We start from the raw sequence: 25292 nt of genomic DNA, 5'->3' as shown, positions 1-25292 counted from the left end.
AACAAAGTAGGAATAGCATGAGCTTACCCGCACCGTTAATGTTTACCGTTGGATTGATAGACCAAATTACTAAGCCGATTGCAAAAATCAGCCAGCAATTTAATGGCCTAGCTTCCAATTATCAAGCCGGAACCATGAAAATGGCATCCGGTATTGGTGGCATTGCGGCCAGTGGTTATGCACTGCAAAACGCCCTAATGCCAGCCATTGAAATGGACCGAGCACTAGGTGAGGTTAAATCGCTTGGGGTGCGTCAGTCAGCACTAAAAATGCTCACTGATACATCTTACGAATACGCGCTTAAATATGGCAAGTCTGCAACAGACTTTGTTAAGTCGAGCTACAACATTCAATCGGCTATTGCAGGACTTAATGATGCCGACCTGTCGGCGTTTACCTTGTCTAGTAACCTATTGGCTGCAGCGACTAAAGCAGACGCGGCAACCGTTACTGACTATATGGGTACCATGTACGGCATCTTTAAAAATGATGCCATGAAAATGGGCGAAGGTGCTTGGGTAGAACGCTTAACAGGTATGACAGCAACGGCAGTACAAGTCTTTAAAACAGACGGTAAAAAAATGGCTGACGCCTTTGGTGCCTTGGGCGCCTCGGCAGGGCTTGTACCACTGCAAGAACAAATGGCAATTATGGGCACACTGCAAGCCACCATGCAGGGCAGTGAGTCAGCAACCAAATACAAATCGTTTTTAGCGGGTGTAGGTAAAGCACAAAAAGCACTTAACCTGCAATTTACCGACGCGAACGGCACCATGCTACCCATTGTCGATATTCTCAATAAGATAAAAGGCAAATACGGCGACGTTATCGACGTAGCCGAAGGTGATGCCTTAGCCACGGCGTTCGGGTCACAAGAAGCCGTATCAATGGTCAAGTTATTACTGAATGACGTGAATGGCTTGAGCGGTTCGATTGATAGCCTAGGAAAAGTTAAAGGCATGGAGCAGGCCGAAAAAATGGCCGCGGCAATGACCGACCAAAGTGAACGACTTGCCCAAAGTTGGAACGTGATCCGCGCGGCGTTCGGCACTGCAGTATTACCCGCATTCAATAGTTTTGTAGGCTGGATTGCCGACATGGGCCGCGATGTGATGGAATTTACTCAACTGTATCCAGACCTAACTAAATACATGGGATTCGCAGCCATAGGATTACTAGGGCTTGTTGCTGCAGGGGGGTTATTTTCCGTAGTAATGGGCGCAGGCCAAATGATAATGACCACATGGGGCGCCGCCGCCATGGTGTGGGCTGGCATTAATGCAGGCTTAACCGCCGGATTAAGTGTATTACGCGGGGTAATGTTGGCCGTGAATATAGCCATGTATGCCAACCCTATTGGCTTAATTGTCGCGGGGATTGCTGCAGCCGTTATCGCCATTGGTGCATTAATTTATTACTGGGACGACCTAAAAGCCGCAATGTCTGATTGGGGATGGGTTAAAGCTATCACCGGAATATTTGCCACAGTGTGGGGCGGCGTTAAATCCATTTTCAATGACACCATGAATTGGATTATCGACAAACTAAACATGATCCCAGGTGTTGATATTGACGCTAACGTGTCGAGCGCAGCTATCCCAAGCGTGGCCGCTATTGCCCCTGTTCAATCACGCGTTAACAAAGGTGGCATTACCCAAAACCTATCAACGGCCAACCAACAAAAATCAACCACCGTGGGCACCGTCAACGTGTACCCAGCCAAAGGCGAAACTAACTTCATGAATTTTGCGGAGATGCATGCATGAGCCAGTTTATAGACTTGCATATTAACAATGGTGACGTGGTATTGGATGCGGGGCTCAATCCTGTTTATTTAACCGACCGCGCCGTAATTGCTCAAGACATAGTGCACGCCATTTTAGACACCGGCTTAGCGCATCTTTTAGTTAGCGATCGTGGAACGGGCGTAACAGCAGACACTCAAATAAAACTCAAATTACTGGTAGAAGATGACGTTCGTATCATGCCAGGCACAGTGCGTATTGAACAAGTGTCATCAGGACAATGGTGGGTATTTGCCGACACCATAAACTTTGGGCCTATTTCGTCGTCAATAATCCAAACCACTACAGGAGCAAGTTAATGGCTGAAAAAATAGATGTGCCAACAATCGACTTTGCCAAAATCGTAGAGGCTGCAGGCATACCAACCACTGAAGACGGCTGGAAAGCATTGTTTAAACAAGATGTAGAGGCAGAGGGCAGCATTATTGCTAATGACTCGCCTTACTCACCGTTTTGGCGTGTGATCACCGCCATTGTTGCCAAGCCTGCAACGTGGATTGTTAACAAGGTACTTATTGACGCAATATTGCCAAATTTGTTTTTGCTAACAGCAAACGACGATTCGTTTATAGAAGCCAAAGCATGGGAACACGACTTAACCCGCAAAGAAGACGAATTTGCCAAGGGTAAAGTGCGCTTTAATCGCGCCGCAGCCAGTGGCCCTAGTTTGTTAATACCTGCAGCAACCGTTATTCAAACCGATGCCATTAACGGCACGGTTTACCGCGTGATAACCACTGATGATGTGATTTTGCCCCAAAATAGCTTAAGCGTATTAATACCCGTTATTGCAGAAAAAGCAGGCGCAGCATACAACCTAGGCGCAGGTTATTACCACGTTTTACCTGAGTCAGTAACCGGAATTGGCAGCGTGACCAATGACGCTGATTGGATAGACACATTAGGCGCTGATGCTGAAACCAATGACGATTTAAAACTACGCACTCGCAACGCCTTTACTGCGGCCGCACCTTGGCATATTAATGCTGTTTATCGCGCAATGCTTACCGAACGCGCAGGACTAGACGAAGACAACATATTTTTTGAACATGACGCACCACGGGGTCCAGGTACTGCAAACGCTTATATTTTGCTAGATACCGGAGAACCATCAAGCGAACTTATCACCGACTTAAATCAATATGTAATGGATAAGGGCTACCACGGCCATGGTGATGATGTACTTATTTTACCGTTGCCAGGTGTTGATACCAACATAGGCGTAACGGTTTACCCAGACCCTAAATTATTAGCAGCAGAAGTGATTACGTTACTGAATGGCATAGAAGACTTTATTCGCTGCGCATTTCGTGAAAACACCAACTACACCGCTACCAGAACAGAGCCAGCAACACGCTTTAGCTTTAGTCGTTTAAGCCAAGAACTACACAAAGAATTCACTGGGTTAGAGTCACTTAACTGGCACCAAACAGACATTACTAACGCCAACAATGTGCCTCGTATCGATACGCTAACCATAACCAATGGTAACGACGCATGAACATTGATTGGAGCGACCTAACCAAAATGCCTTACTGGTTAGCAAGGCAAGGCAGCGAACTGGATAAATTGCGCAAAGGTGCCATGCAATTTTGGCAGCGCGTTGCCGACATGCTGGCGTTTCCGTCTAAACAACTCGACCCAATGACTGCAGATCTTGAAATTGTGCATTTACTGGCATGGGAAAGAGATATTGAACAGATACCCAGTGAAACTGAATTGATGTATCGCACCAGAGTGAAATATGCGTTGCCGTTCGCCAAAGGTGCAGGCAGTAAAAGCGGTTGGATAGATATGTTTAAAAAGCTCGGCATGCCGTGGATAACTATAGATGAGCGTTTCAGTGAAACAGATTGGGACGTAGTGGATTTACAGCTACTTGATTCAGATGTTGGCAGTAATCAAAACCTAATTAGTTACATTTGCCGCCAATATGGCCGCACAACAAGGCGTTATCAATACACCACCATTGCAAAAATGGCAGTCATGTCACCACCTAAAAACTTTGATAACCACAACGATTTAAGTATGGCCACTCTAAATACCAATTTGTTGCCAGCTAAAAGACTAATGACAATGGACAGCGAATCTAGCTTCCTAGTCGCCGCAATTAAGCAGCTTTAAATAAAAGCTAAACAGATATAGAAGAGAACAGAGGAACTAATACCATGGCACAAGTGATCACCATTGCAGGCGAACGTTTATTTGCACTTAAAGCACAGAACAATGAGCAGTTAGACATTGATACGTTCATTTTTGCCAACGTGCCAGGACAAGACCCAAATGCCACCATTGACAGAAATGAAAGTGTGCCGCCAGTAGGGCAACAAGTGCATCAACAGATAGTGCAGCAAGTCGGCCGTGTAAACGATAACGTAGTTATATACTCAACCGTACTGGACAGCTTAACAGGCCCATTTGATTTTAACTGGGTTGGCTTGTATTCGTCTGTAAACCAAACATTGATTGCCGTTAGTCATATTCCAAATGTGAGTAAAACTATCACGGTACCAGGTTCAGCTGGTAATACGCTAAATCGTAACTTTGGTATTGAGTATTCTGGCATTGCTGACTTGACGGGAATATCGGTTGCGCCCGAAACATGGCAATTGGACTACACCTCCCGATTAAACGGCATGGATGAATTAACTCGCCAGTTAGCCGCCGACATGAACGGTAAAGATTGGTTTATTGACGATGGGTTTAAAGTAGTACCACGTTCAACTTTGAACAGCTTTAAAGTTACCGCAGGTGCAGGTTATGTATCAGGCTTACGTGTTGAATTAGCTGAAGACCATATTTTAACACTGCAATCTTATCCTCAGTTTATTTACGTCGATGCATGGTTTGATGGAGACAGTAACAGCGTATGGAAAGGCCAAACAGCTTTTACCGTGACCAACACCGAAATGGACGACTATATTGATGTAAATGGAAAGCAACATTATGTGTTTAAGTTGGCGCGAATTACTGCAGCAGATATGGTAGAAGATTTGCGTAATGTAGATGGCTTAGTACAAAAAGTAGGAAATATAGAATTAAAGATAAAAGAAACAATAAGCCTAAAGGATTTTGGTGCGATTGGAGACGGCATTACCGATGATACTATCGCGTGGAATAAATGGCTGGAGGAAGATGGGAATTATATTCCTGATGGTTCTTATTTAATTAGTGGAGTAGTCAAAAAATATTCTATGCCCATTTATGTTAGTTCGGGCAATGATAATATCCACGCATCTGGTGTTGATTGTCTAGTAAGCAATACCACAGGATATAACATATTCGCATCTGGTCGTGGCTGTTTACGCGATAATACAGAGGGATTCGACTTGGTCGCGATAGGCACCCAATGTATGCGAAAAAATAAAACGGGAAACAGGTCGACCGGTATCGGTATTGACGTCCTAGCGGAAAACGAGGACGGGCACCACAATCTGGCAGGTGGTCAAAATGCTTTACGAGCTGGGCTGCATAACACTTACAACACGGTAATGGCGATAGATGGTTTGCAATATGGCGATAATAACCATTTTAACATTGTTGGTGGTCAATACGCAGGTCTGTATCTAAACGGTGCGCTGCACAACACCATACATGGATATAACATTTTATCTAAAGCCACTGAGGGGAATGGTAATTGTGGATATGGTTCTTATGTTTTTTCAGAGCAATTAGCCGAGTCAGATAATAGCGCATTCGGAACTGATTCATGCCGTTTTAATGTCGACGGAAAATTTATTTCGGCATTTGGTTACAGGTCAGTGCGTTCTAATACCAGCGGTAATTACTTAAGCGGATTTGGCAACCAAGCACTATTTAAAAATATAGACGGCGAGCACAACGTGGGGACGGGATACGCGGTTTTATATAATAACGAAAGTGGTGATTGGAATACTGCATCGGGTGACTATTCATTATATAACGCGAAAGGAAGCAAAAACACGGCGGATGGTGGTTATAGTGGCTATTCTATAACTTTCGGTGATTCGAATACATTTTTAGGATATGGCGCAGGATACCACGCAAACCAGAAAATTGACGCAGTTAATACTACTGGCATAGGTAATGGCGCTTACACAGAGCTAGACAACACTATACAGCTAGGCAACACAGCCGTGGTAGGCGTGGGCGTGGGTCAAAATAAAATGTTTTGGTTAGCGTCATTACCGACCGAAGGGAAATGGGCGCGCGGTAGCGTGGTGTTTAATCTTGGTGTTGTGGCTGGCGGTAGTATGGGGTGGATGTGTGTGACGGGAGGTGACTTCGCAGGAACTCCACCAGTATTTAAAGCAATGCCTAGCTTGGCGGCATAAATGAAGTGATAAATATGCTAACTCTTAACGCAACCGCAATCAGACTCAAATCCCTACGCATCACTGCAAGCCAAGAGCTTGCTAGTGATGACGCCAGTGGCCAAAGCTCAAGTACAGATGTAGCTGAAACGGGTACTAAGGCAAAAATGCTAATGGTCAGTGGTAATGTATTATTTACTCAAGCAGAAAACCTAACTCAATTATTTGGACTGGCAGAAGCAACCGAAAACGGCGCCCGTATGATTTACCGCATCAGCAATAAAACCGCCGAAGCATTGGGCGTTAAGCAAGTACGTTTTGCCAGCAAGATTGAAGCCGTTGAACAACAAACAACCCGTCAATGGTCTGTTAGTTTTACCTTGCAAGAATATCGAAGTGTGCCGCAAAAAGTAGAAGAACGCCAACCGGATGCGGAAGCAAATCAGCAAGGGGCTAGTACCACAAGTGAGTCTAGTTTTGAATATGCATCACTGCAACAAAACCTAACTGATAACTTTGGCACATTGAGGTCGTAATGAGCACACCAAACGCGCGATTTATTGCCAGAGCTTATATTGATAATCAAAAAATCGATATAAAGGATCATTGGGTAGTGTTGCAATCAGCTACGCCAGGTAATTGCCAAATCACCGTTAAAACAGAGGCAAAGCAATTTGCCCTTGTATCAGTCGATTTGGGCTGGGGCGACATGATTGATAAAGTATTTATCGGTTATGTTGAGCGTGTTATGCCCGCCGTTAATGGCTGGTATACCTTATTTTGTCGTGAGTTATCAGCATCGCTAGCTCTTAATTACAGCGTCATGTTACGTCATCCAACATTAAAACAAGTATTAGACGAACTAAGCCAATTAACCGGGCTTGAATTTGTGGTACCAGATAAAACATACGCCGAAACCGCAATACCGTGTTTTTACTGCGACAGTTCAGGCTATGCCATGTTAGACAACATAGGTCGTTCATTCCGGATTGATGACTTTATCTGGCAACAACAAGGAAACGGTAAAATATACGTCGGTAGCTATCAAGACAGCTTTTGGGCAGATAAGCCAATTGTTATCCCAAAACACTTAATGACTAACCACCAAGCAGGACGAACGGCAACCATACCAGCAGCCCCAATGATTCGGCCAAACGTATTGGCCAATAGTAGTCGTATTAAAACCGTTGAGTTTAAAGAAACTCAAATGACCATAACGTGGTGATATATGGAAACCATAATCAATAGAATTATTCGCCGCTTATTCCCAGAACTAACCGCAAAGCTACATTTGCCTAGATGGGGTGAAGTGGTTGCTTTGCCAGAATTACCAACGGTCGACGGTGAACGCGGCAGTGATCCATTTTATCCACGTTATGCAGTTGATGTGCAGCTGCTTGACGAAAACGGCACAGCTACCAAATCAAAGGTACTTCAAGCCGTACCATTACCATTGCCAGGTGCAGGCAATAAAGCAGGCCGACTAGAACCGCCGGCTATTGGTTCAATTGTCGAAATTGCTTTTGCATATGGCCGACCAGATAAGCCATTCATCAGAACAGTATTACCATTTGGTTGGGACTTACCCGCAATCAAAGAGGGCGAAACCCGTACCCAAGTACGTGATGGTGTTTATCAGCACATAGATGACATCGGAAACTTTGAAAACAAAACCGATGAATCATTAAAAGACATAATAGGTAAACTTGCTGAACTACAATGTAAAACACGCAAAGTAACAGCCAGCATAGAGCAAGACCACCGCAGCCCCAAAACATGGATTGGCAGCGATGGCGAAAATGTACTGAAACTACTATCAGAACTCATGGCAACAGTTAGCGCACTAGCATCAACATGTGCAAATCACACCCACGCCCATGGTGCAACATCAGACCAAGCAAGCGACTTTAGCGGCCAATCATCACAAGCGAACGCCCAGAAAGGAAGACTAGATCCGATAACCAAATAATCACACAGCAAGAACAACGCCCAGCCAACAAGCTGGGCTTTTTGTTGCCTGCAGCACAGTCGTGCCTATCTATTCATTAATCAAGTTCCACTCACGGAAACCATGACCACAAAGAAACCACGTCACGAAAACCGCACTCTTCCTCACCCTCCTGCGGGCTTTTTATGTTAATTTTTTTTCAGTTTTACAATAATGCAGTTCATAGGGCTAACCAGCGTAGATACTAGGTCTTTTAAAAGATCTAAGATCTGAAAAGATCGCGATTTATTTCACTGTTTTACAGTTTGAATTGGCATATCTAAAATATAGGATGGCTTGTAGCCCGCACTCCTACGGGATTATGTTTGTTTTTTGTGAGAAATGAGAAGAACTGGATAAAAGTGATGGATATATACAGTTTAATAAAAACAATAGTTTAAGTTGGATTGGAAGTGAAATTTGTGCGGTTGTCAAAAATGAGTTAACTAAACGATCTAACTCATTTTTGGACGTGCGTGTAGCTTATTGTTATTAGGAACTGCATGACTATGAAAGTCGTTAACGCGTGCTAAGTAGAAAATAATGTTTGACTATAATCGCGAAGAGATGGACAAATGTTATATTTTTTCGAACTTTACAACGTTACCAAAACCAAGAATACTCTCAGCTTGTTGGCGGGCATCAGATTCTGTATAGGCACTGACAGTTATGGTTTTTCCATTTTGATCTGTTGCTATAAATGTTTTCATAAAACTAAGCCTCTTGTTGGTCTCTATTAATTTTTACGTAACTCCAGTATATCAGTTCTGAAAGTTCTTTTACTTCGTTGAATGAACACTTTCCAACGTCAGGACAGTAAGTAACAATCGACTCAGCTAGTGTACGTAAATCAGCTGCTAGTCGGTTTTCTTGTGCTTGTTCTGATTCGATTTGAAATTGAATAGCATTATCAGATTTGAATACACTTCCCATTGTCCATGCAACAAACGCATTACTTTCTTTTTCTGTGGCCACATTCTTATTATGGTGATCAAAAACTACATGTGCGATATTTATCATTGAAAACTTACCTATCGAAAATTAAAAAATATACGCACGGATAACGGGCAAAAATGCGTAGGCTATAATAACGAGCGAGTTTATGTGTTTGTTAGCCCTCTGCCACTATGTCCAGATTATATGAGTAGAACATTTGATCGGCTGTCGCCATTTTGTCGCCATTAGGCAAAGAAAAAGGGTTAGCCTTTCGGCTAACCCTTTGTTTTAATTGGTGGAGGCGGCGGGACTTGAACCCGCGTCCAGAAAGCCTACATTATCAGATGCAATAAAAATAGCCTGAAATAATTGCACTGAGAATATACCGTAAATGCCTGCTACCCCAGCGGTATAAACAAGCCCATACTTAAAACCATAAAATGCACATAAGAATAAACTTGAAACGAATATAGCTGGCAGTGTATATAAATGAGGCTTGTTGTCGATAGTCATTACCGTCACTAAACCTAAAACGATGCATGAACACAACGAAATCATAAGTCCGATGTTTGATGAATCTATTTTAGATACTCCAATTACAATCCCGAGAATTGAACCAATGATAAGTGATTTGATTAGGTTACCGCGCATAAGCCCCTTTGCATATAACGAGACTGTAAAATAAATCTCGCAGCCAAATTTAATTGAGATTAATCAGATTAATCATGCCACCCAGATTAATCATGTCACCCATTTTTATGATAATTAACATACTGCTTTTAGGTTTGATAGCGATAATATTCTGCACGATTCAAATGTATAAATTGAATGGGAATTATCAACAAACTGAGCGCTAAATGGAAAATAGTGAACAATGCGGCAAATCCAACACAGCACTAGTCGCTTGATTGATATCAAGCTGGCAATCAGGTTATTTTTTTAGTGTTAGTTCTAGTTTTGAAGTTAAGCCTTAAGCACACAACCAGCGTTGACAGTTTGATGCACCTTGTCTTCGCTTTCGCTCTAGATGTTCGCAATATTCCGTTAATGCAGGTAAAGACCCTACTGCACCTTTGAATAATGAACCAAACTCAGTAGCGATTTTTAGCCAGTTGTCAGCAGGAATATTTAGTCTATTGAGAATATCTTGGCTAGTTGAGCTAATTGCACCGTGTTTATCTTCTCGAATAATTCGCCCAGTATCTTCCACCAGCACAATATAGTCTTTAACGCTGAACATCAGTCCATTAGGCATATCCTGACGCTCATTACCAACAAAAGCCAATAACGCTGTTGGTTGCTCACCTTTTATCGCTGAGGTTATTCGCCGTTGAATACTGGTGTAATCTGAAGTTTCAGGAGTTACAGCCATCTTGGCGCGGATAGGATTCAAGTCAACATAAGCCATACAACTTAGCACTGCAGCTTCGTCTAATAATGCTTGGGATTTAAACCGCCCTTCCCAGAATCTGCCAGTGCACTTATCTTCTTTATTGGCCATTCGGCTCACTCAAGGAGCGCATAAACCAACTAATATCAACCAAGCGCTGTCGGTATTGGGTAATGCAATCATTCACAGTGTTGAGTTCAAATTCGTTTAAGTCTTCCCCCTTAACAAACTTTTGCGTCAGTAAGGTGCCTTTAAAACCTTTATGCCACTGTAACAGCACCTCTTTATCTGACCAGTGCTTAGCTTTGTCAGCATCAACTTTTATCACTACATGTAAATGGTTACTCATCACCGCATAAGCACAGATATCAATAGCAAAGATGGTAGCCAGTTCAAGAATTCGAGAATCCACCCAATCTCGACGATGTTCAAAGTTTTCGCCTGTCGAATTATCAATCCCGCAAAGAAAAGCCTTGCGTACCACACGCGAGCAACAGTGATAATAAGGTGTGTCATCTAAGCTAACGATAGTTTGTCTTGGTCTGGCCATCTTCAATTACCATTTTTAAAGGGCAAATAAAGCGTAGTTCATTGCTTATTATTTAGCCACTAATCCTGGGTGGTCATGCTAATTCCTTTAGCCACTAATCCTGGGTGGCCATGCTAATTCCAAAGGAGTTAATTTAAGATACTGAAAGTATGGCGTTAAAAAATTAGCAGAGGGGCTAAGGGAGCTTGCTGACTACAGAAAATTAGCACGATAACTATCACATCAAACAGCGCGTTTTCTCGAGCTGTTAATTACATAATAAAGAGTCACTCTCAGGTGTTCGGGCTTGTTCAACACTTGGGATAAGGACGCGGCTTCGCGCGGCCTATCCTTATTAGTTATATGCTTACGTACACCATTCACCCAAAGCATTGGATGACGAAAAACCATGCATCATTATTTCATTAGTCGAATCACCGAAGCCAAGTGCAAATTCATTTTCATCTGCTAACGTAAGTAACCAGCTATCACGATCATGTGCGATTGCCCAAACCTCAGAAGATAAATACTTTTCGTAATCGTATTCTGGAAAGCATGCACTAGTAATTTTAACAATCACAGGCTCAATTACATTACTTAGCAACTTAACCGCTTGCTCTTCAATAAATTTATCACTATCTACAGTTTTAGGAGCAATAACTTGAGCACCATTTAATAGGGATAACTTTATTTTGGAGATTGCTTCAACTTTATTCATAGCACCTGCATATAATGTTTTAGTATTTATGCGTTGCGCTGTTTGCAAAGCATAAATCGCTTGTTGGACTTGGCCGTTGCCGAGTCCAGGTTAATTGGTACGCTTTATGCTATAGGAATTTGCTTTTTTTGATGCTGGCTCTGAGCTGTAGAGCAGTTTTGAACGAGTAATATGGCTTGGTTTGTACGTATTTCATTGAAATTCCCTTGTCATTATGGTGTTCCATCACATCTTTTTTAAGTCTAACTGATTCGATGAGGTTAATACACTCGATTGAGTCAGCATTTGGCTCCGCGCAGCGGCTTAGTTCAACGCCGGCAACAGCGGTGAGTTGAACTGGCGGTTTTTGTGCGGCCCTTTGCACAAAAAGTGACAGTTTGACGAGTCCGTTGCTTGCCCTTGATACTCATTGAGCCCCCTCCCTAGCAAGCCGCATCAGCGGTATGCTTAAGGTGACTAAACCAACAGGAGAAAGCTCAATGAGATTTTATAATAACTCACATCCATACTACTGTGGTATCGATTTACATGCACGTTTACTTTACGTTTGTATCATTGATTCTAAAGGGGAAGTTGTCATCCATAAAAAGATTGGTGCTGATAAAGATGACTTATTACTCATTCTAGAACCCTATATCGGCAATGTGATTGTCGGGGTTGAGTGCATGCATTGCTGGTATTGGGTGTCTGACTGGTGTGCTGAACTTGGGATTGATTTTATCTTAGGTCATGCGCTTTATATGAAGGCGATTCACGGTGGTAAAACCAAAAATGATAAAGTCGATTCCTTTAAAATTGCCACACTACTGCGTGGTGGTAACTTTCCAATAGCTTATGATTATCCAAGTGAAATGCGCGCAGCACGTGACCTACTACGTCGTAGAATGAAGATTGTCCGTCACGGCGCTATGCTCAAAGGTCATGTGGTTAACACTAATAGCCAATACAACTTACCTGCCACTGAGTTAAATCTAAAAAATATTTCAGCAAGACAAAAACTACGCGAGCAATATCAAGACCCTATCGTGCAGCGCAACATTGATTTAGACATGGCACTACTTGATTGTTATGCAAAGGAACTCGCACAGGTTGAATGGTTCATCGAAAAACAAGCCAAAAACCATAACCCCGTCTATTTAGAACTACTTAAAACAGTACCTGGCATTGGTAAGATTTTATCGCTGACAATCCTCTATGAAATCGGTGATATCAGTCGATTTGAATCAGTACAAAAGTTTGCGTCATACTCTCGATTGGTCAAATGCAAAGCGGAGTCAGCCGGTAAAACCTACGGCACAAATGGCAATAAAATCGGTAATGCTCATTTGAAATGGGCATTCTCCGAAGCAGCGGTGCTTTACCTACGTGGTAATGACAAAGCACGTAACTACCTTAATCGATTACAAAAACGAATGAGTAAAGCAAAAGCGTTGTCTGCACTGGCACATAAGCTTGGCCGCTGCGTCTATTTCATGCTGAAGAACAAAACGGTGTTTGATGAACAACGATTCTTAAAAGGATAAGTCGCGCAATAAGGTGAGCTGAACGTCTAACTAGATACTCTTAAAAAGAGAAGCGAGCATGACCGTGAATGATGTGGCTAATGAAGCAATGACTTCTCACCATCATCACTATGCCAAATGCTATTTAAGCTACATCGCCTTGATTAGACACCTTATTGGCGCGCATTAATGAATACAATCAACAAAGTCGTTTACACCCTAAATGAGCCTGAAACTAACTGTGCAAAAAGCACCTCTGACTTGAATAGTGCCATCTTAGGGTTAACCGTTAAATGTCTAGTGCCCCTGACATTTCAAAGGAATGAAAAGCGTCAGGCAGCGATAAGATCGCACTAAGAGAGCCTCTATATGTGTTTGCTGTAAACGATGATTTGACAGCTAAATGACAGACGAAGTAGATGAATTTGTTGATTGATTTTAATTTGACTGCAAAAGCAGTCAAATAAGTTAGGCTCGCCTATTGACTGGTGGAAGGCTCATATGTGTTATGTGATTTTTATTGAACAAGTGACGGCACTTTTGATTGTAATATCTCGATCAGTTTTTCATCCATATATTCATAATCATCTGGTATGTCTAAAGAGATTACTTTCTGATCTTTTATTGCTCGACCAAACTTGCTGCTTAATTTCTTTTTATGAGCCTTTTCCATAACGAAAATATAATCAGCCCACTCAATATCCTCAAGACTTACATGAACCTCAGCATCGTTACTAACACCTGCGGAATAAACTTCCCAGTCATCTACGTTGCTGAAGATAGCTTCTGCCGTAGGACTTCTTAGCTTATTCTTACTGCATAGAAACAATACGTTCTTCACTGAGCCTCCAAGAACACATAACGCCGCCATATGGGGCGCAAAAATGCTTGGCTATACTTTGCGACGAAGGGGCGCAGCCAAGCGTTTTGCGTCCCTGCCATAATGGCCTTGTTATAGCTGCCATCGCTTTGGATAGATGCCTTTAAAAGCGATATTGATAAGCTCTTGCTTATCGATATGTCCTTTTTTGAACTTCATTCCATAAAAAATGAAAGCAAATAATACGCAAAATACATATAAAGAAAAGCAAAGAACTAAAAGGCACACAGTGAACATCATCAATACTGTGCCACTATCATAGCTACGAATTGGTACATCTGACTGAATCCCAAAGCTTGAGGCTATAGCAAAAAACAACGGATATGCTACCGAAAACCCAATCAGACAACCAAAACCACCAATCTTTGCAGACTGCGAGTAAAAGTAAGGTTTTAATTTTCTTTGGCTATTGATAGCTCGTATTAGCACAACCACTTCCCTAGGATGTATAACAGCTTATTAAAGGGCCAAATAAATTTAAAGTCGGCCATTTAAGTTATTGATTAATATCATCCTACATTTGCTATCTTGTTGAAGTAAAGTAATTAAATGTATCTAACAGACAAAAACAAACCGAGCTTGTGCGTAAAGTAGAATTTGCCTTCACTTTACAAAAAACTAAAGATAACAATATCAGATAATTACGTTTTTCATATTGATAAACCGATAAAACTAAAGAACGACTTTTAATCATTCTTTAGCGTAAATCGATGAAAAACTATTATACCTGTACATAAAATTAGTACATGCCACATAAAAGTGTGCCTGCTGATTTTTCTTTAATTCTTTTGATTTTCACATGCGAAGCATGTGGCTTTTGGGGTTAAGGGGTATCCCCTTGCCCGAGTTTATCTCCCATTGGAATACACCTTGGTACAGAAATGATCAAACTTTATGATAAACGCACAGATGGCCGAGCATACAAAGATTGTACTTGCAGCATGTCACAGAAGTGTTTGCACTTGAGGTAATTCTGTCACATCCATTGTGAACCAACATCAACAATCACTAACAGTTGTCAATCCGTCAGCAACGAAGAAATAGAGCCTCGAGTATAAGCGCGGCTGTGACCGTCCATGACATGGACGTCATGGCCGAGCTTACAAGGATGTACTCGCTGCGTGTCACAGAAGCGTTTGCCCTTGAGGTGATTAGGCCACATCCATGAGCCAATATCCTCTGCACTTTTGTGTCGAAACACAGCCAGCAACAAAGAAATAGAGCCTCGAGTATAAGCGCGGCAGTGACCGGCCATGACATGGACGTCATGGCCGAGCTTACAAAGATGTACTCGCTGCTTGTCACAGAAGCGTTTGCACTTGAGGCGATTTTGCCGCATCCATGCGAGCTAGCGAGATATCAAAAAGGTTTTAATACGCCAGTACAAAATTCTGGCCTAAAAACATTCACTACACTATCGGTTGAAACGCAGTTAACGAATCGAGCATAGTGGCATTACCTAATCCTTGTCCTGGGGCAACTGAGGTAAATTGGCTTTGTTCGCCATGTAGAGCCATATAATTTAGCAATACGGTTTCTACCAACAAGTTAACGTTATTGGCCGACGGGGCTGACGCGGTATCAACGGATGCATCGCTGCGCATAAAACCAATTTGTTGTTTTCTGGCCATTTGGTCGGCGCTGCCTCCCATTAATTGTGGTTTGCCAGACGGATTATAAACCAAAAAGAATGACGCGCCTGTTGATGAGTTATCGCCAGTCCATTCGCCTTTACCGCGCCCTTCCATTGAGTCATCGATGCGGCCATTGCTAGCAACTGAGCCATCACTAAACACGTATAACATTAACGGCATATTGCGACGTGAAGCATATTCTAAACACGCGCCCATGCAGCGACCAGCTCGTAAATCTCTTAACTCACCGGTGGCGCGCTCGCCAGTGTGATAGTCAAACCCCCCCATGGTGACCGTGCCCGCACCAGAAAAGCCATTAACCACTAACTTCATAATGGACGCTGTTTTTTGGAACTCAGACTCAGAGTCAAATTCATTAATCCCAAAAATGCCACCAGGACCGACAATATCAGGATCTAACAATGGGTTTAATGTTGATGGGTCGCCAAAACGGTCGGCAAGGTCAGCACTTTTAACATAACCACAATTAACCAAATCTTTAATCACATCACCGCGGGTAACTTGCGTGTTCACTGCCGCCATTTTTTGCGCGCTAATACGTTGAATACTTTCCATTACGGCCACAGCATCACGTTGCGACAATAAACTGAATAAATCACCTACATCCACTAAACCCGTTACGTCTGAAGGGCGATCAATTTTAGTGGGCCGTTTGCTTAAATCGATAAAGTTGGTGGGCGCCATTGAATTGCCGCCGGAATCTGAGTTACGTGAGCCCACTAACGGCATTAACGAACCGTTCGCCCCTGCTGCCGCAATGGCATACATAGGATTGTGTGGATTATTACCCGTGTCATTATCTGAGCGATTGGGGATCACAGCACCGTTGATACGTGATGCGGTATCAGATGATACTTTCTCTAAAATTCCGCGTAAAAAAGCCGAGTCAGAGTGAAATGCCAATCCTAAATCAGTATTAATAAAATCAGACATTCCCGCATTGGGATTAGCAATTGACGGAGCCATATCACCAGGTAAACCCAGCTTGTTATAACCGGCCGTAGATAAGAAATCTTGCTGGCCACCTGCGCCGCCAACCAACACATTAGAGCCCGCTATATTGGCACCACCGGCTAAATCGAAACTAATAAACGGAATTTTGCCCGCCCCTTGTACGCTTATGCCGCAAGAGTCTCTTAGTGCTTCAAGATCGGGTGATAGCGCCGCATGAGCATTGTTAGGGTTAGCAAACAGGCTAAATAACGATAAACCGGCAACTGCAGCGCCGCCTTTGTACAAGCCTGTCGAAATAAAATCTCGCCTAGTCATCGGCTTACTATGGTCAGCAAACAACAATGGACTGTCTGGATGAAGGTGCTTAGGTCTAGTCATTGTTGAATCCCTTTTGTGCCCGTATTACGGCTATATCAGTTGCATGGGTTAATCGTGAAAACGTCAATCCAGCAACCGTTTGCCTTGACTGCTGTACGGTTGATGCTATCAATCGCTGTAAATATCGTTTCATACTGTCACCCCTATTGCACTAGCATCACGGCACTGGCCAATACGGCAGCACAACTAGACTTAGCGATAGTACGGGTGCGCTCTGCAGTACAGGTGCCACTACAAACCGACAGACCGCTCACTAAGCTATCAAGTTCATTGTAAACCGAACTTTGACTTGGCTGACTGGCTAACGATAATGGCATAAGTTGGTTAATTAACGGGTTCAATAAATTGGCGCGCTCAGTGGTATTTAACGCCACACTAGGTACGGCAGTAAAGTCCACATCTGGGAACCAATTACTGCGAATCGTGTTGTCTTCAATCGCAGTATCACAATAGGCAATGGCAAGCTGGGTGATGCCCATTTGCTGCGCAGAGATAAAGGTTTCGATATTTTCAAGACTCGGTAATTGACGTTTAACTAACTGATAGGTGTTAAATACTTTAGTCGATTGTTGGTCAACGCCCGTGAGCATACTCATACTGTGATTGATTTCAGCAAAGTTACGCACACCGACTTGAGCCGATTGAGTGGTTGCTGGCACCTCGGCAGGGGTAACAAATACCCCAGGTAACACTACATTGGTGTGTTCGCCTAATTGTTCAAAGGTTAAGAAAAACTCATCCAGATTAGCGCCTTTTTCAAGGGCGATAATAGTACCCAATGCTGAGATAGAAAACGGCTCTGCAATCGCTTGCCCTGCCGATACTGATAAATCGAGATTCGCGTATGACTGGCCTTGAGCACTTTCTTTACCGTTAATACCGATACGTAAGCCTTTTAACGCAAAGCTGTCTGCTACTGGCGTACCGTCAATGTTGACAATAGCAGCATTACTAAACAAATAGCTGTAGTTATCAAACTGACTGACTTCAAACATGACGTAGGTATTGGGAAGATCAATTAAATGACTAATCGAGAAAAGTAAAAAGAACTTTTCACCCACTCCAACATTATAATTTTGCTGTACTTGCTCAGGTGCGAGTACCCGATTATAAATGGCTAATAAGCGAATATCGCCTTGCCATACATGCTGGTTTGACGCTTCTGTACCCAAAATAAGCGCGAAGCTGTCGTCCCAATTGGCAAGTGGCGCAATGTCTTCATCGACCACATCAATCAATTGACCATTAACGTAAATACTGCGGCCAGTGGTGGCATTGTAAGTCATCACTACATGCTGCAATGTGGCTTGTAATACCTCATCCGCATCTGGTGTACTTAATGCTGGCTCGCCATTGGTACTAGATGCTTGAGTGCGCAGCATAAAGTCATAGTTATATTGAGTTTGGCCTAAGGTAAAATTACGTGCGCTGTCTCCCGCAGAATAGGTCACTATTCTGGCTGGACCTTCTTGAGTTACATTATTAGGTGTCACCCAAGCCTCAACAGAAAACTCACCTGTTGCGGTAATTAAATCATGCAGTTTTTTGCTGTTAGCGGTACTCGCCTGCGCTTTACCGTTAGTAAACGACAAGCCCCAACTGCCCAACCAATCTACATCACCGGTTAAGGTCAAATTAGCGGCTGGAGATATGCCTGAGGTGTCATAAGCAATGCTGCCCTCACCTGTTTTAAATTGATATAAAGCAATTACGTCAGTTTCAAAACGGCCACCACTTGAGGCGGTAATGCCATCGGTTAAACGTAATGACTTTGACACCACCATGTCTGGTGAAATCTCATCAAGTTCAATGCCATCACTGAGCGCCATAATCGCATCGCGCATTTCAATGCTATCGTCTACACAATTGCTCCAGCAGTTATGAAACTCCGAACCTAAACGCACCACAAGCCTTGATTGCGCTGGGTCGTCTAAGTTAATGACTCCTTTGGCGGCTTCATAAGCTTGGCTCACATCGGTGCTGGCAAAAAATGGCGACTGGGGAGATTGTGCTGCTTCATTATGGCAAGACACACAATATTGATTCACGATGGGATAAACGTGCTGACTGAATAAACTGCTGTCATCAGGGAAGTTTTTACTAGAACCTGGATCACGAATAACCGGTGCAGTCAGCTCAATAGTATTGACCGTACTAACACGCTCATCGGCCCATAACTTGATCCATTGGGTCATGGTTTCACCACAAGCTGAATCACTTGCGAGCCAACAATTGTGTCCACCAGCGACTTTACTGACTAAACGTGAATCTTTAGGGTCGGTTAAGTCAACCAATGGATTCGTGGCAGCATAAGCATCGTTAACGTTATTTCGACTGGCAAAATAAGGCGCTTGATTACCTTCTGTATGGCACGCACCGCATTTGTCTTGGGTTGAGATGTTATCCCACAACGATGCTTTGTATTTTTGAATATCAGCCGTTGCTGCTGCAGGGCCGGTATACACGTCAGATTGTGGCGTTTGTTGCGCAGGCGGATTCTTTTCAACATCGCCGCCACCACAAGCAGAAAGCCCGATGATTAATGAGGCAATAACAAGGCCTTTAGCCATTAAATATTTCACGGTTATTCTCCCATACAGTAGTTGCCAACTTCAGCAAAAACGCGCTTAAGTTGGTAAGAGTTCTGTTTAAAAGAAGCCGTAGTAGCACTAATTTGTGCAATATCAGCTTGGCTTTCTGCGTCTCGTAAACACACAGTTTTAAACACCTTTTTAACTTGGCATTGGGCAAAGGCATTACTGTTTGCCAGCTCTTGCCCTAATGATTTAGCCCCACTACCTTGACCAGACAAACTGTTATCCCAACCCAATTTTTGATTAGGGCCTTCGCGCCAGTAATTGTTCCATCTATCGTTTGGTGTGGCATAGCCAAAAGGAAAACTGGTTGAATTGATATGATACTTACCTTGCACTCGTGTGCCGGTGGCGGGGTCGGTTTGACCGCTGGTGTTGTAAGCTATTGCTCCAGCTTCACCCGTTGGATCTTGGTCACGGTTAAACTCATATTCATAAAAAGCAAACGCTTGCGCCAGTGGATCCATACCACTGTGACAACTTGAGCAGTTATTGATAAATAAACGGCTATCACCACCAGGACTGCGGCTGACATCTTGTCGAATACGATCGGTTGGGCGGGTGTTGTCTTTTAATGGCTCTAAATCGGTACACAAATGATTCATTAAGGTAAAACGAAACATCGCGCGGTTAGTGCCTAAATAGAAAAACTCTTTCGCAGCGGCGCGGCTAGTTAATACCCCTGCCGTTGCATCAGCAGGTAATCCATTCACACTCGATTGAGTGGTGCGCTCTAAACCATCTTTTAAATCAATAAATTGGTCTTCTAATGACTGATAATGGTCATTATTGTTGCGATTGTAGCCGGGTAAATTTAAACTATTTTTACCCACATATACCATGTCTGCTTGCAGAATATCTCTAAAATCAACATCGTCTCTAACCGCACCAATCACAGTGGCTGAATAGTCATTTAACGGCGCAAAAATGTCTTGATCAATATTGGTCCACGGCGTGGCGAATAATTTCAACGTCGTAGAATAAAATGCCGGTGTTTCCATTGCGAGGTAGGCGGCTTCGATGGGTTTGCCGTCATCAAGTAATGCTGCCATATTTTGCAATGTGGTTTCGGAAGCTGGAACCCCAGCTATGCGGTCATGCAATTGTTTTGCTTGCTCTAAGCTGGCAGCAACCACATTGGCCGACAAAAGGCTCAATACACCAAGTGCTAATACACTCATAAACGGCTTAAAATGCATCGTTTTTCCATAATAAGATAATAAGCTGAAGCTTTTTACCGTACGAAGTCGTTGCTTCATACTGTCTCCTTGTTAGCACTTGACTGCCTGGTATTGAACTGAAATTGATATTTGGACATGATAAAAATCGAATGGTGCTGATTAAATCATTCAACGGCTCACATTAAAAGTTTTTATTTTGTTAATTTTTTTGACACTTGCAGCCAATAACTTGGCGCCAAAAAAGCGTCTTGCCGTGTCAAAATAAAGTATTCAAATATTTAATAAAAAATGTTGAAACACTGGGCCTAGAAAGCAATAATGTCAGCCGCAATAGGGTTTTGCTATGATACTCACAAAAATAATAAATCGTTAAGGAAAACAAATGAGGCCGACTTTGGGCTATAACATTATGATGTTTACGGTAATTACATTGTTATTGGGATGTAACACCGAAACAGCAATTAAAGATCAACAGCCTGATCCCGTTCTTGTTGAATATCCTGTGGCTTATATTGAGCGTAATTTAACTGCGGTCGATCAAAATCCTGCACAATTTGAAGATCTTAATCCAGGCCATTTTAATCCTGGCGCGCAACTGCTCATTAAACGCAATGCCTTCGCTGATTCACCTGCGACGAATTTAACAGCCTCCTTATTTGCTGAAGATCAGTTGATTGATATTCGCGATTTGTCGGTGTCAGATGATGGTCAACAACTGCTTATGGCCATTCGCGCACCTGAAATCGACGGTGTTGACGACGATGAACAACCTAAATGGAACATCTGGCGTTATACGGTAGCAAGCCAAATCTTAGAACGAATCATCAGCAGTGACATAACGGCAGAGCAAGGCGATGATTTAATGCCGGCGTTTTTGCCCGATGGCAGAATTATATTTGCCTCAACCAGGCAGCGTTTATCTCGGGCAATTTTGCTTGATGAAGGTAAACCACAATACACAGCATTAGATGAAAGCCGTGCTAATGAAACCTTTAACATCCATGTAATGGACCCAGACGGCAGCGCCATTAAGCAGTTAACCTTTAACTTAAGCCATGACTTTTACCCATTGGTTCTGCAAAGCGGAAAGATTTTATACAGCCGCTGGGATCGAATGGGCGGCGACCACGGAATTAACCTGTACCGTATGAATCCAGACGGAACAGAAAACGAATTAGTATTTGGCTGGCATTCGCATCAATTGACCCTTGACGGCCAAACCGAAGCGATTGATTTTATCAAGCCACAACAATTAGCTAGCGGCGAAATATTGATGTTGCTTTCATCACAGGACGACACCAGGATTCAAAAACGTCCGGTGCTGATTAATATTGACGACTACATTGATGCCCAGCAAGCCACTGCCAATTCTGGCGCGCAAGGCGAAGCGATTACAGACGCCACGTTATCAGAATTTAACTTCTCATTTTCTGCCGCATTATCAGAAACAGGTAGAATCAATCATTTATACCCACTACCCGATAACAGCCAGCGCTTTTTAATGAGTTGGGATTTGTGTCGTGTTGTTGTAAATGACATCGTCCGCGCCTGCGGTCAACTCACCGCGGAGCAACTCGCTGACGATAATCTGATTCAAGCCGATCCCTTATACGAGCTATGGCTACTCAACAATGCCAACAACACCCAACAATTGGTGGCCACAACAGCTCAAGGGACGGTGCTAACCGAATCGGTGGTGATGCAACCTAGCGCACAACCAAAAACCTTTATCGCGGACAAGGTCGTCGGCAACGAACTTGATTCACAGCTAAGTCAAGAATTGGCTGGTTCTATCCACATTCGCAGCGTATATGACTTTGATGGTATCGACACCACTGCCAACGTAGGTGGTATTAGCCGTTTAAGTGACCCATCGCAAACACCCGCAGCCAACTTACCGGCTCGCTTTTTACGGATTGTGCGTGGTGTTCCCATGCCACCCGACGATGTTAGAGACATTGCCAATACCGATTTTGGCCGCAGTAATAACCAACTCATGCGCGAAATTGTCGGTTATAGCCCAATTCAACCCGATGGTTCAGTCAAAATAAAAGTGCCTGCTAATGTCCCATTGGCCATCAGTGTGTTAGATATCAATGGTCAGCGTATTGGCGGACGCCACAATCAATGGATCACCTTAACGCCGGGTGAAACCCTAGAATGTACCGGCTGTCATACTGCTAACAGTCAACTGCCTCATGGCCGACTCGACGCCCAAGCCCCTAGCATTAATACCGGAGCCGCGGGTGGTTCTGCCTACCCTAATGCCACGAGTAATATCATTCCTGCGCAAGGACAAACCATGGCCGAAGCCAATGAAATGGTCAATGGCCTTGCCGAGCTTAGCGACAGTATTAAATATCAAGATATTTGGACTAACCCAGTATTGTCTGCCGTTAATCCAAATGTTGAATACAGTTACAGTAATTTGGCCACACCGGCGCCTAATGGCAGCGAATGCTTTGACAATTGGACTCCCTATTGCCGCATTCAAATCAATTATGTTGAACATATTCAACCGCTGTGGGACTTAGCTCGACCCGTTATAGACGCAACAACTCAAATAATCGTTGCCGATAACACTTGTACCAATTGCCATAATATCGTCGATGCCGATGGCGCGGTGCAAGTGCCTGCGGGACAGTTGTCGTTAATCAATTCACCTTCAAGCGATCAAGCTGCACACTTAACCTCATACCGTGAACTGTTTTTTAACGATGTTGAGCAAGAAGAAGTCGATGGTATTTTAATCGACAAATTAGTTGAAGTGCTTGATGCCGATGGCAACGTAGTTTATCAAGTAGACAGTAATGGTGAGCTTATTCTTGACGCAGACGGTAACCCTATCCCGGTGTTAACCACAGTCAATGTGCCGGCAATTTTATCGACTAATGGCGCGCGTTCAAGTAACACATTTTTTGAGGTGATGAATAACACCACCCATCAAAATATGCTGTCGGCCGATGAGCTCAAATTACTTAACGAATGGTTAGACATTGGCGCGCAATATTACAACACGCCATTTTACTCACAGGACTAACAAAGCATGCCACAAGCAAAACCATAGGTTTGCTTCATGACTTTGCGATAGGGAATTATGCAAACATATTTACGAAACACCTTTTTGCTACTGACAATACTGTGTTTAAGCCCCGTATTACAGGCCGACGACAACCCAAGTTTGCGGATCGATGTGCCCTTTATTGAGCTGCATTCAGGGCCAAGTGATGGCTATCCGGTGGTTTCAGTTATCGAGCAAAACGAAATGGTAACGGTGTTGCTTAAGCGAACGTCTTGGTTAAAAGTACTAAACAAACGTGGCGTTGAAGGCTGGTTTCATGAAGACAACCTAAAGGGTTTATCCCAAGATGGCCAAGCCATTGACGTTAACTTGATAACAGAACAAGACGTCATCAATCGCCAAATTGAAGCCGGTGTAATGTACGGCGATTTAGAAGGGGCCAACTTCTACAATATTTATGCGGGTTATGCATTTACCCCAGTATTTAGCGCTGAAATATCAGCAGGTAAAGCACTGGGGAGTATTTCAGACAGTGACGTATTTGAAGTCATGCTGTTTAGCCAACTTTTACCCGAGTTAATTGTCGTGCCATACATTGGCGTTGGCGCGGGGATCATTAATACCGAACCCCATAGTGTGTTAGCCGACACCGAAGCGCGCCGCAGCACCATAATGAGTGCGGCAGCTGGCATTAAATATCACCTTGCACGTAACTTTTTATTACGGGCCGAATATAAACTCTCGTTAGCCTTAACCGACCGAGATGAAAATGAAGAGATCCAAACATGGAAAATAGGATTCAGCGTATTTTTTTAGTGCCTTTGTTCACTGCTAGTACTTTAGCGTTGACCGCATTAATGCCAAGCTCAGCAGCATTTGCCGCAGACGATGCTCCTAATACCGTCAAAGCCGATGTAGAACGTCGCACTGTGCTTGATGATGTTATCGATACTGAAAACGTTGAAGTGGGTATTCAAGGCGGTATTTTGTCGATTGAAGATTTTGAATCAAACCCTTGGATAAGTGCGCATGTGGGTTACCACATCAGCGAACATTTTTATGTCAAAGCGCGTTATGCCCAAGCCAAAGCGGGTGAAACCAGTTTTGAAAAATTGTCTAATGCGGCGCCATTGTTAACTGATGCTGAGCGCGAGTTAACTTACTACGGCTTAAACATTGGTTATAACCTACTGCCTGGTGAGATCTTTTTCAGCAAAGACACGGTGTTTAACAGTGTCTTTTCGATTGAATTAGGTGGCGGCAGTACCGAGTTTGCCGGTGACGAGCAATTTACCGTCAACCTCACAGCAAACTACCGGGTATTTTTAACCGACTGGATAGCATGGGATTTAAGCATGAGTGATTACCTGTTTAATACTGAGGTTACTGGCGCGTCTAAAACAACCCATAATCTGAATTTTGCTACGGGTGTGTCGTTCTATTTTTAATCCACCTCGATAGTGGTCGTT

General features: G+C 43.3%; 21 protein-coding genes and 1 pseudogene. 12 read left to right on the top strand and 10 right to left on the bottom strand.

Going from position 1 to position 25292, the window contains the following annotated elements:
• Positions 1–17 precede the first annotated feature (17 nt).
• From AAEY98_RS03580 to AAEY98_RS03545, 8 genes are read left to right on the top strand one after another with little or no spacing between them, the layout of a single operon-like run.
• Positions 18–1766 carry a phage tail tape measure protein gene (locus AAEY98_RS03580; RefSeq protein WP_351015008.1) on the top strand — a complete coding sequence of 583 codons (1749 nt, stop codon included), beginning with the start codon at positions 18–20 and terminating at the stop codon, positions 1764–1766.
• A complete protein-coding gene (locus tag AAEY98_RS03575) occupies positions 1763–2104 on the top strand; it encodes a DUF2590 family protein (protein ID WP_351015006.1) in 342 nt (113 codons plus the stop codon). The genes AAEY98_RS03580 and AAEY98_RS03575 overlap by 4 nt, the downstream gene beginning before the upstream one ends.
• On the top strand, positions 2104–3306 hold the full coding sequence (locus tag AAEY98_RS03570) for a baseplate J/gp47 family protein (protein WP_351015004.1): 1203 nt from the start codon (positions 2104–2106) through the stop codon (positions 3304–3306). The genes AAEY98_RS03575 and AAEY98_RS03570 overlap by 1 nt, the downstream gene beginning before the upstream one ends.
• Positions 3303–3929, top strand: coding sequence for a hypothetical protein (locus AAEY98_RS03565; protein ID WP_351015002.1), 627 nt, complete (start codon positions 3303–3305; stop codon positions 3927–3929). The genes AAEY98_RS03570 and AAEY98_RS03565 overlap by 4 nt, the downstream gene beginning before the upstream one ends.
• A 44-nt stretch (positions 3930–3973) precedes the next feature.
• Positions 3974–6118 carry a phage tail-collar fiber domain-containing protein gene (locus tag AAEY98_RS03560; protein ID WP_351015001.1) on the top strand — a complete coding sequence of 715 codons (2145 nt, stop codon included), beginning with the start codon at positions 3974–3976 and terminating at the stop codon, positions 6116–6118.
• 14 nt (positions 6119–6132) lie between these two features.
• Positions 6133–6633 carry a baseplate complex protein gene (locus AAEY98_RS03555; RefSeq protein WP_351014999.1) on the top strand — a complete coding sequence of 167 codons (501 nt, stop codon included), beginning with the start codon at positions 6133–6135 and terminating at the stop codon, positions 6631–6633.
• Entirely contained in the window at positions 6633–7322 is a 690-nt protein-coding gene (locus AAEY98_RS03550) for a hypothetical protein (protein ID WP_351014997.1), read from the top strand. The genes AAEY98_RS03555 and AAEY98_RS03550 overlap by 1 nt, the downstream gene beginning before the upstream one ends.
• Before the next feature lie 3 nt (positions 7323–7325).
• Entirely contained in the window at positions 7326–8066 is a 741-nt protein-coding gene (locus AAEY98_RS03545) for a hypothetical protein (RefSeq protein ID WP_351014995.1), read from the top strand.
• A gap of 596 nt (positions 8067–8662) precedes the next feature.
• Here the strand turns inward: AAEY98_RS03545 and AAEY98_RS03540 are convergent.
• The 5 genes and pseudogenes from AAEY98_RS03540 to AAEY98_RS03520 all read right to left on the bottom strand — a co-directional run bounded on the left by AAEY98_RS03540 (position 8663) and on the right by AAEY98_RS03520 (position 11657).
• Entirely contained in the window at positions 8663–8794 is a 132-nt protein-coding gene (locus AAEY98_RS03540; RefSeq protein ID WP_351014993.1) for a hypothetical protein, read from the bottom strand.
• 4 nt (positions 8795–8798) lie between these two features.
• A complete protein-coding gene (locus AAEY98_RS03535; RefSeq protein ID WP_351014991.1) occupies positions 8799–9104 on the bottom strand; it encodes a hypothetical protein in 306 nt (101 codons plus the stop codon).
• 204 nt (positions 9105–9308) lie between these two features.
• Positions 9309–9671 carry a hypothetical protein gene (locus AAEY98_RS03530; protein WP_351014989.1) on the bottom strand — a complete coding sequence of 121 codons (363 nt, stop codon included), beginning with the start codon at positions 9669–9671 and terminating at the stop codon, positions 9309–9311.
• A 319-nt stretch (positions 9672–9990) separates the two neighbouring features.
• Positions 9991–10960 (bottom strand): annotated as a pseudogene (locus AAEY98_RS03525) (transposase).
• Positions 10961–11306: 346 nt separating this feature from the next.
• Positions 11307–11657: a hypothetical protein gene (locus AAEY98_RS03520; protein ID WP_220487234.1), complete on the bottom strand. Its 351-nt coding sequence runs from the start codon at positions 11655–11657 to the stop codon at positions 11307–11309.
• A gap of 479 nt (positions 11658–12136) precedes the next feature.
• On the opposite strand from AAEY98_RS03520, the gene AAEY98_RS03515 reads away from it, so the two are divergent.
• Positions 12137–13180 carry an IS110-like element ISShfr7 family transposase gene (locus AAEY98_RS03515; protein WP_140233305.1) on the top strand — a complete coding sequence of 348 codons (1044 nt, stop codon included), beginning with the start codon at positions 12137–12139 and terminating at the stop codon, positions 13178–13180.
• Positions 13181–13676: 496 nt separating this feature from the next.
• Here AAEY98_RS03515 and AAEY98_RS03510 read toward each other — a convergent pair whose 3' ends face one another.
• The 5 genes from AAEY98_RS03510 to AAEY98_RS03490 all read right to left on the bottom strand — a co-directional run bounded on the left by AAEY98_RS03510 (position 13677) and on the right by AAEY98_RS03490 (position 20879).
• Positions 13677–14000 carry a low molecular weight protein tyrosine phosphatase family protein gene (locus AAEY98_RS03510; protein ID WP_182743842.1) on the bottom strand — a complete coding sequence of 108 codons (324 nt, stop codon included), beginning with the start codon at positions 13998–14000 and terminating at the stop codon, positions 13677–13679.
• A gap of 111 nt (positions 14001–14111) precedes the next feature.
• Positions 14112–14468: a hypothetical protein gene (locus AAEY98_RS03505; RefSeq protein WP_182743843.1), complete on the bottom strand. Its 357-nt coding sequence runs from the start codon at positions 14466–14468 to the stop codon at positions 14112–14114.
• A gap of 980 nt (positions 14469–15448) precedes the next feature.
• The gene (locus AAEY98_RS03500) at positions 15449–17026 is read right to left on the bottom strand and encodes a general secretion pathway protein GspF (RefSeq protein WP_182743844.1); all 1578 of its coding nucleotides are present in this window, start codon (positions 17024–17026) and stop codon (positions 15449–15451) included.
• Between the two features lie 143 nt (positions 17027–17169).
• Positions 17170–19608 carry a LamG domain-containing protein gene (locus AAEY98_RS03495; protein WP_351014986.1) on the bottom strand — a complete coding sequence of 813 codons (2439 nt, stop codon included), beginning with the start codon at positions 19606–19608 and terminating at the stop codon, positions 17170–17172.
• Between the two features lie 2 nt (positions 19609–19610).
• The gene (locus AAEY98_RS03490) at positions 19611–20879 is read right to left on the bottom strand and encodes a hypothetical protein (protein WP_351014984.1); all 1269 of its coding nucleotides are present in this window, start codon (positions 20877–20879) and stop codon (positions 19611–19613) included.
• A gap of 304 nt (positions 20880–21183) precedes the next feature.
• Here AAEY98_RS03490 and AAEY98_RS03485 point away from each other — a divergent pair, with 304 nt between their 5' ends.
• Genes AAEY98_RS03485 through AAEY98_RS03475 form a run of 3 tightly spaced genes read left to right on the top strand, consistent with a single transcriptional unit; the run spans position 21184 to position 25271 of the window.
• Positions 21184–23841 (top strand): HzsA-related protein, encoded by a 2658-nt coding sequence (locus AAEY98_RS03485; protein ID WP_351014982.1) that lies wholly within the window; start codon positions 21184–21186, stop codon positions 23839–23841.
• A gap of 57 nt (positions 23842–23898) precedes the next feature.
• A complete protein-coding gene (locus tag AAEY98_RS03480) occupies positions 23899–24639 on the top strand; it encodes an outer membrane beta-barrel protein (RefSeq protein WP_192115311.1) in 741 nt (246 codons plus the stop codon).
• The gene (locus AAEY98_RS03475) at positions 24609–25271 is read left to right on the top strand and encodes an outer membrane beta-barrel domain-containing protein (RefSeq protein WP_220487248.1); all 663 of its coding nucleotides are present in this window, start codon (positions 24609–24611) and stop codon (positions 25269–25271) included. The genes AAEY98_RS03480 and AAEY98_RS03475 overlap by 31 nt, the downstream gene beginning before the upstream one ends.
• Positions 25272–25292 lie beyond the last annotated feature (21 nt).

The organism is Shewanella sp. AC91-MNA-CIBAN-0169 (assembly GCF_040310165.1).
In the GTDB taxonomy this organism is placed as follows: Bacteria; Pseudomonadota; Gammaproteobacteria; order Enterobacterales; family Shewanellaceae; genus Shewanella.
The sequence above is the reverse complement of the archived record's forward strand: the minus strand, read 5'-3'. Positions and strand labels throughout refer to the sequence as shown.

Excerpts from the sequence above, each read along its gene's own strand:
- AAEY98_RS03580 (WP_351015008.1), top strand. The coding sequence starts at position 18 with ATGAGCTTACCCGCACCGTTAATGTTTACCGTTGGATTGATAGACCAA.
- AAEY98_RS03575 (WP_351015006.1), top strand. The coding sequence starts at position 1,763 with ATGAGCCAGTTTATAGACTTGCATATTAACAATGGTGACGTGGTATTG.
- AAEY98_RS03570 (WP_351015004.1), top strand. The coding sequence starts at position 2,104 with ATGGCTGAAAAAATAGATGTGCCAACAATCGACTTTGCCAAAATCGTA.
- AAEY98_RS03565 (WP_351015002.1), top strand. The coding sequence starts at position 3,303 with ATGAACATTGATTGGAGCGACCTAACCAAAATGCCTTACTGGTTAGCA.
- AAEY98_RS03560 (WP_351015001.1), top strand. The coding sequence starts at position 3,974 with ATGGCACAAGTGATCACCATTGCAGGCGAACGTTTATTTGCACTTAAA.
- AAEY98_RS03555 (WP_351014999.1), top strand. The coding sequence starts at position 6,133 with ATGCTAACTCTTAACGCAACCGCAATCAGACTCAAATCCCTACGCATC.
- AAEY98_RS03550 (WP_351014997.1), top strand. The coding sequence starts at position 6,633 with ATGAGCACACCAAACGCGCGATTTATTGCCAGAGCTTATATTGATAAT.
- AAEY98_RS03545 (WP_351014995.1), top strand. The coding sequence starts at position 7,326 with ATGGAAACCATAATCAATAGAATTATTCGCCGCTTATTCCCAGAACTA.
- AAEY98_RS03540 (WP_351014993.1), bottom strand. The coding sequence starts at position 8,794 with ATGAAAACATTTATAGCAACAGATCAAAATGGAAAAACCATAACTGTC.
- AAEY98_RS03535 (WP_351014991.1), bottom strand. The coding sequence starts at position 9,104 with ATGATAAATATCGCACATGTAGTTTTTGATCACCATAATAAGAATGTG.
- AAEY98_RS03530 (WP_351014989.1), bottom strand. The coding sequence starts at position 9,671 with ATGCGCGGTAACCTAATCAAATCACTTATCATTGGTTCAATTCTCGGG.
- AAEY98_RS03520 (WP_220487234.1), bottom strand. The coding sequence starts at position 11,657 with ATGAATAAAGTTGAAGCAATCTCCAAAATAAAGTTATCCCTATTAAAT.
- AAEY98_RS03515 (WP_140233305.1), top strand. The coding sequence starts at position 12,137 with ATGAGATTTTATAATAACTCACATCCATACTACTGTGGTATCGATTTA.
- AAEY98_RS03500 (WP_182743844.1), bottom strand. The coding sequence starts at position 17,026 with ATGACTAGACCTAAGCACCTTCATCCAGACAGTCCATTGTTGTTTGCT.
- AAEY98_RS03490 (WP_351014984.1), bottom strand. The coding sequence starts at position 20,879 with ATGAAGCAACGACTTCGTACGGTAAAAAGCTTCAGCTTATTATCTTAT.
- AAEY98_RS03485 (WP_351014982.1), top strand. The coding sequence starts at position 21,184 with ATGAGGCCGACTTTGGGCTATAACATTATGATGTTTACGGTAATTACA.
- AAEY98_RS03480 (WP_192115311.1), top strand. The coding sequence starts at position 23,899 with ATGCAAACATATTTACGAAACACCTTTTTGCTACTGACAATACTGTGT.
- AAEY98_RS03475 (WP_220487248.1), top strand. The coding sequence starts at position 24,609 with ATGGAAAATAGGATTCAGCGTATTTTTTTAGTGCCTTTGTTCACTGCT.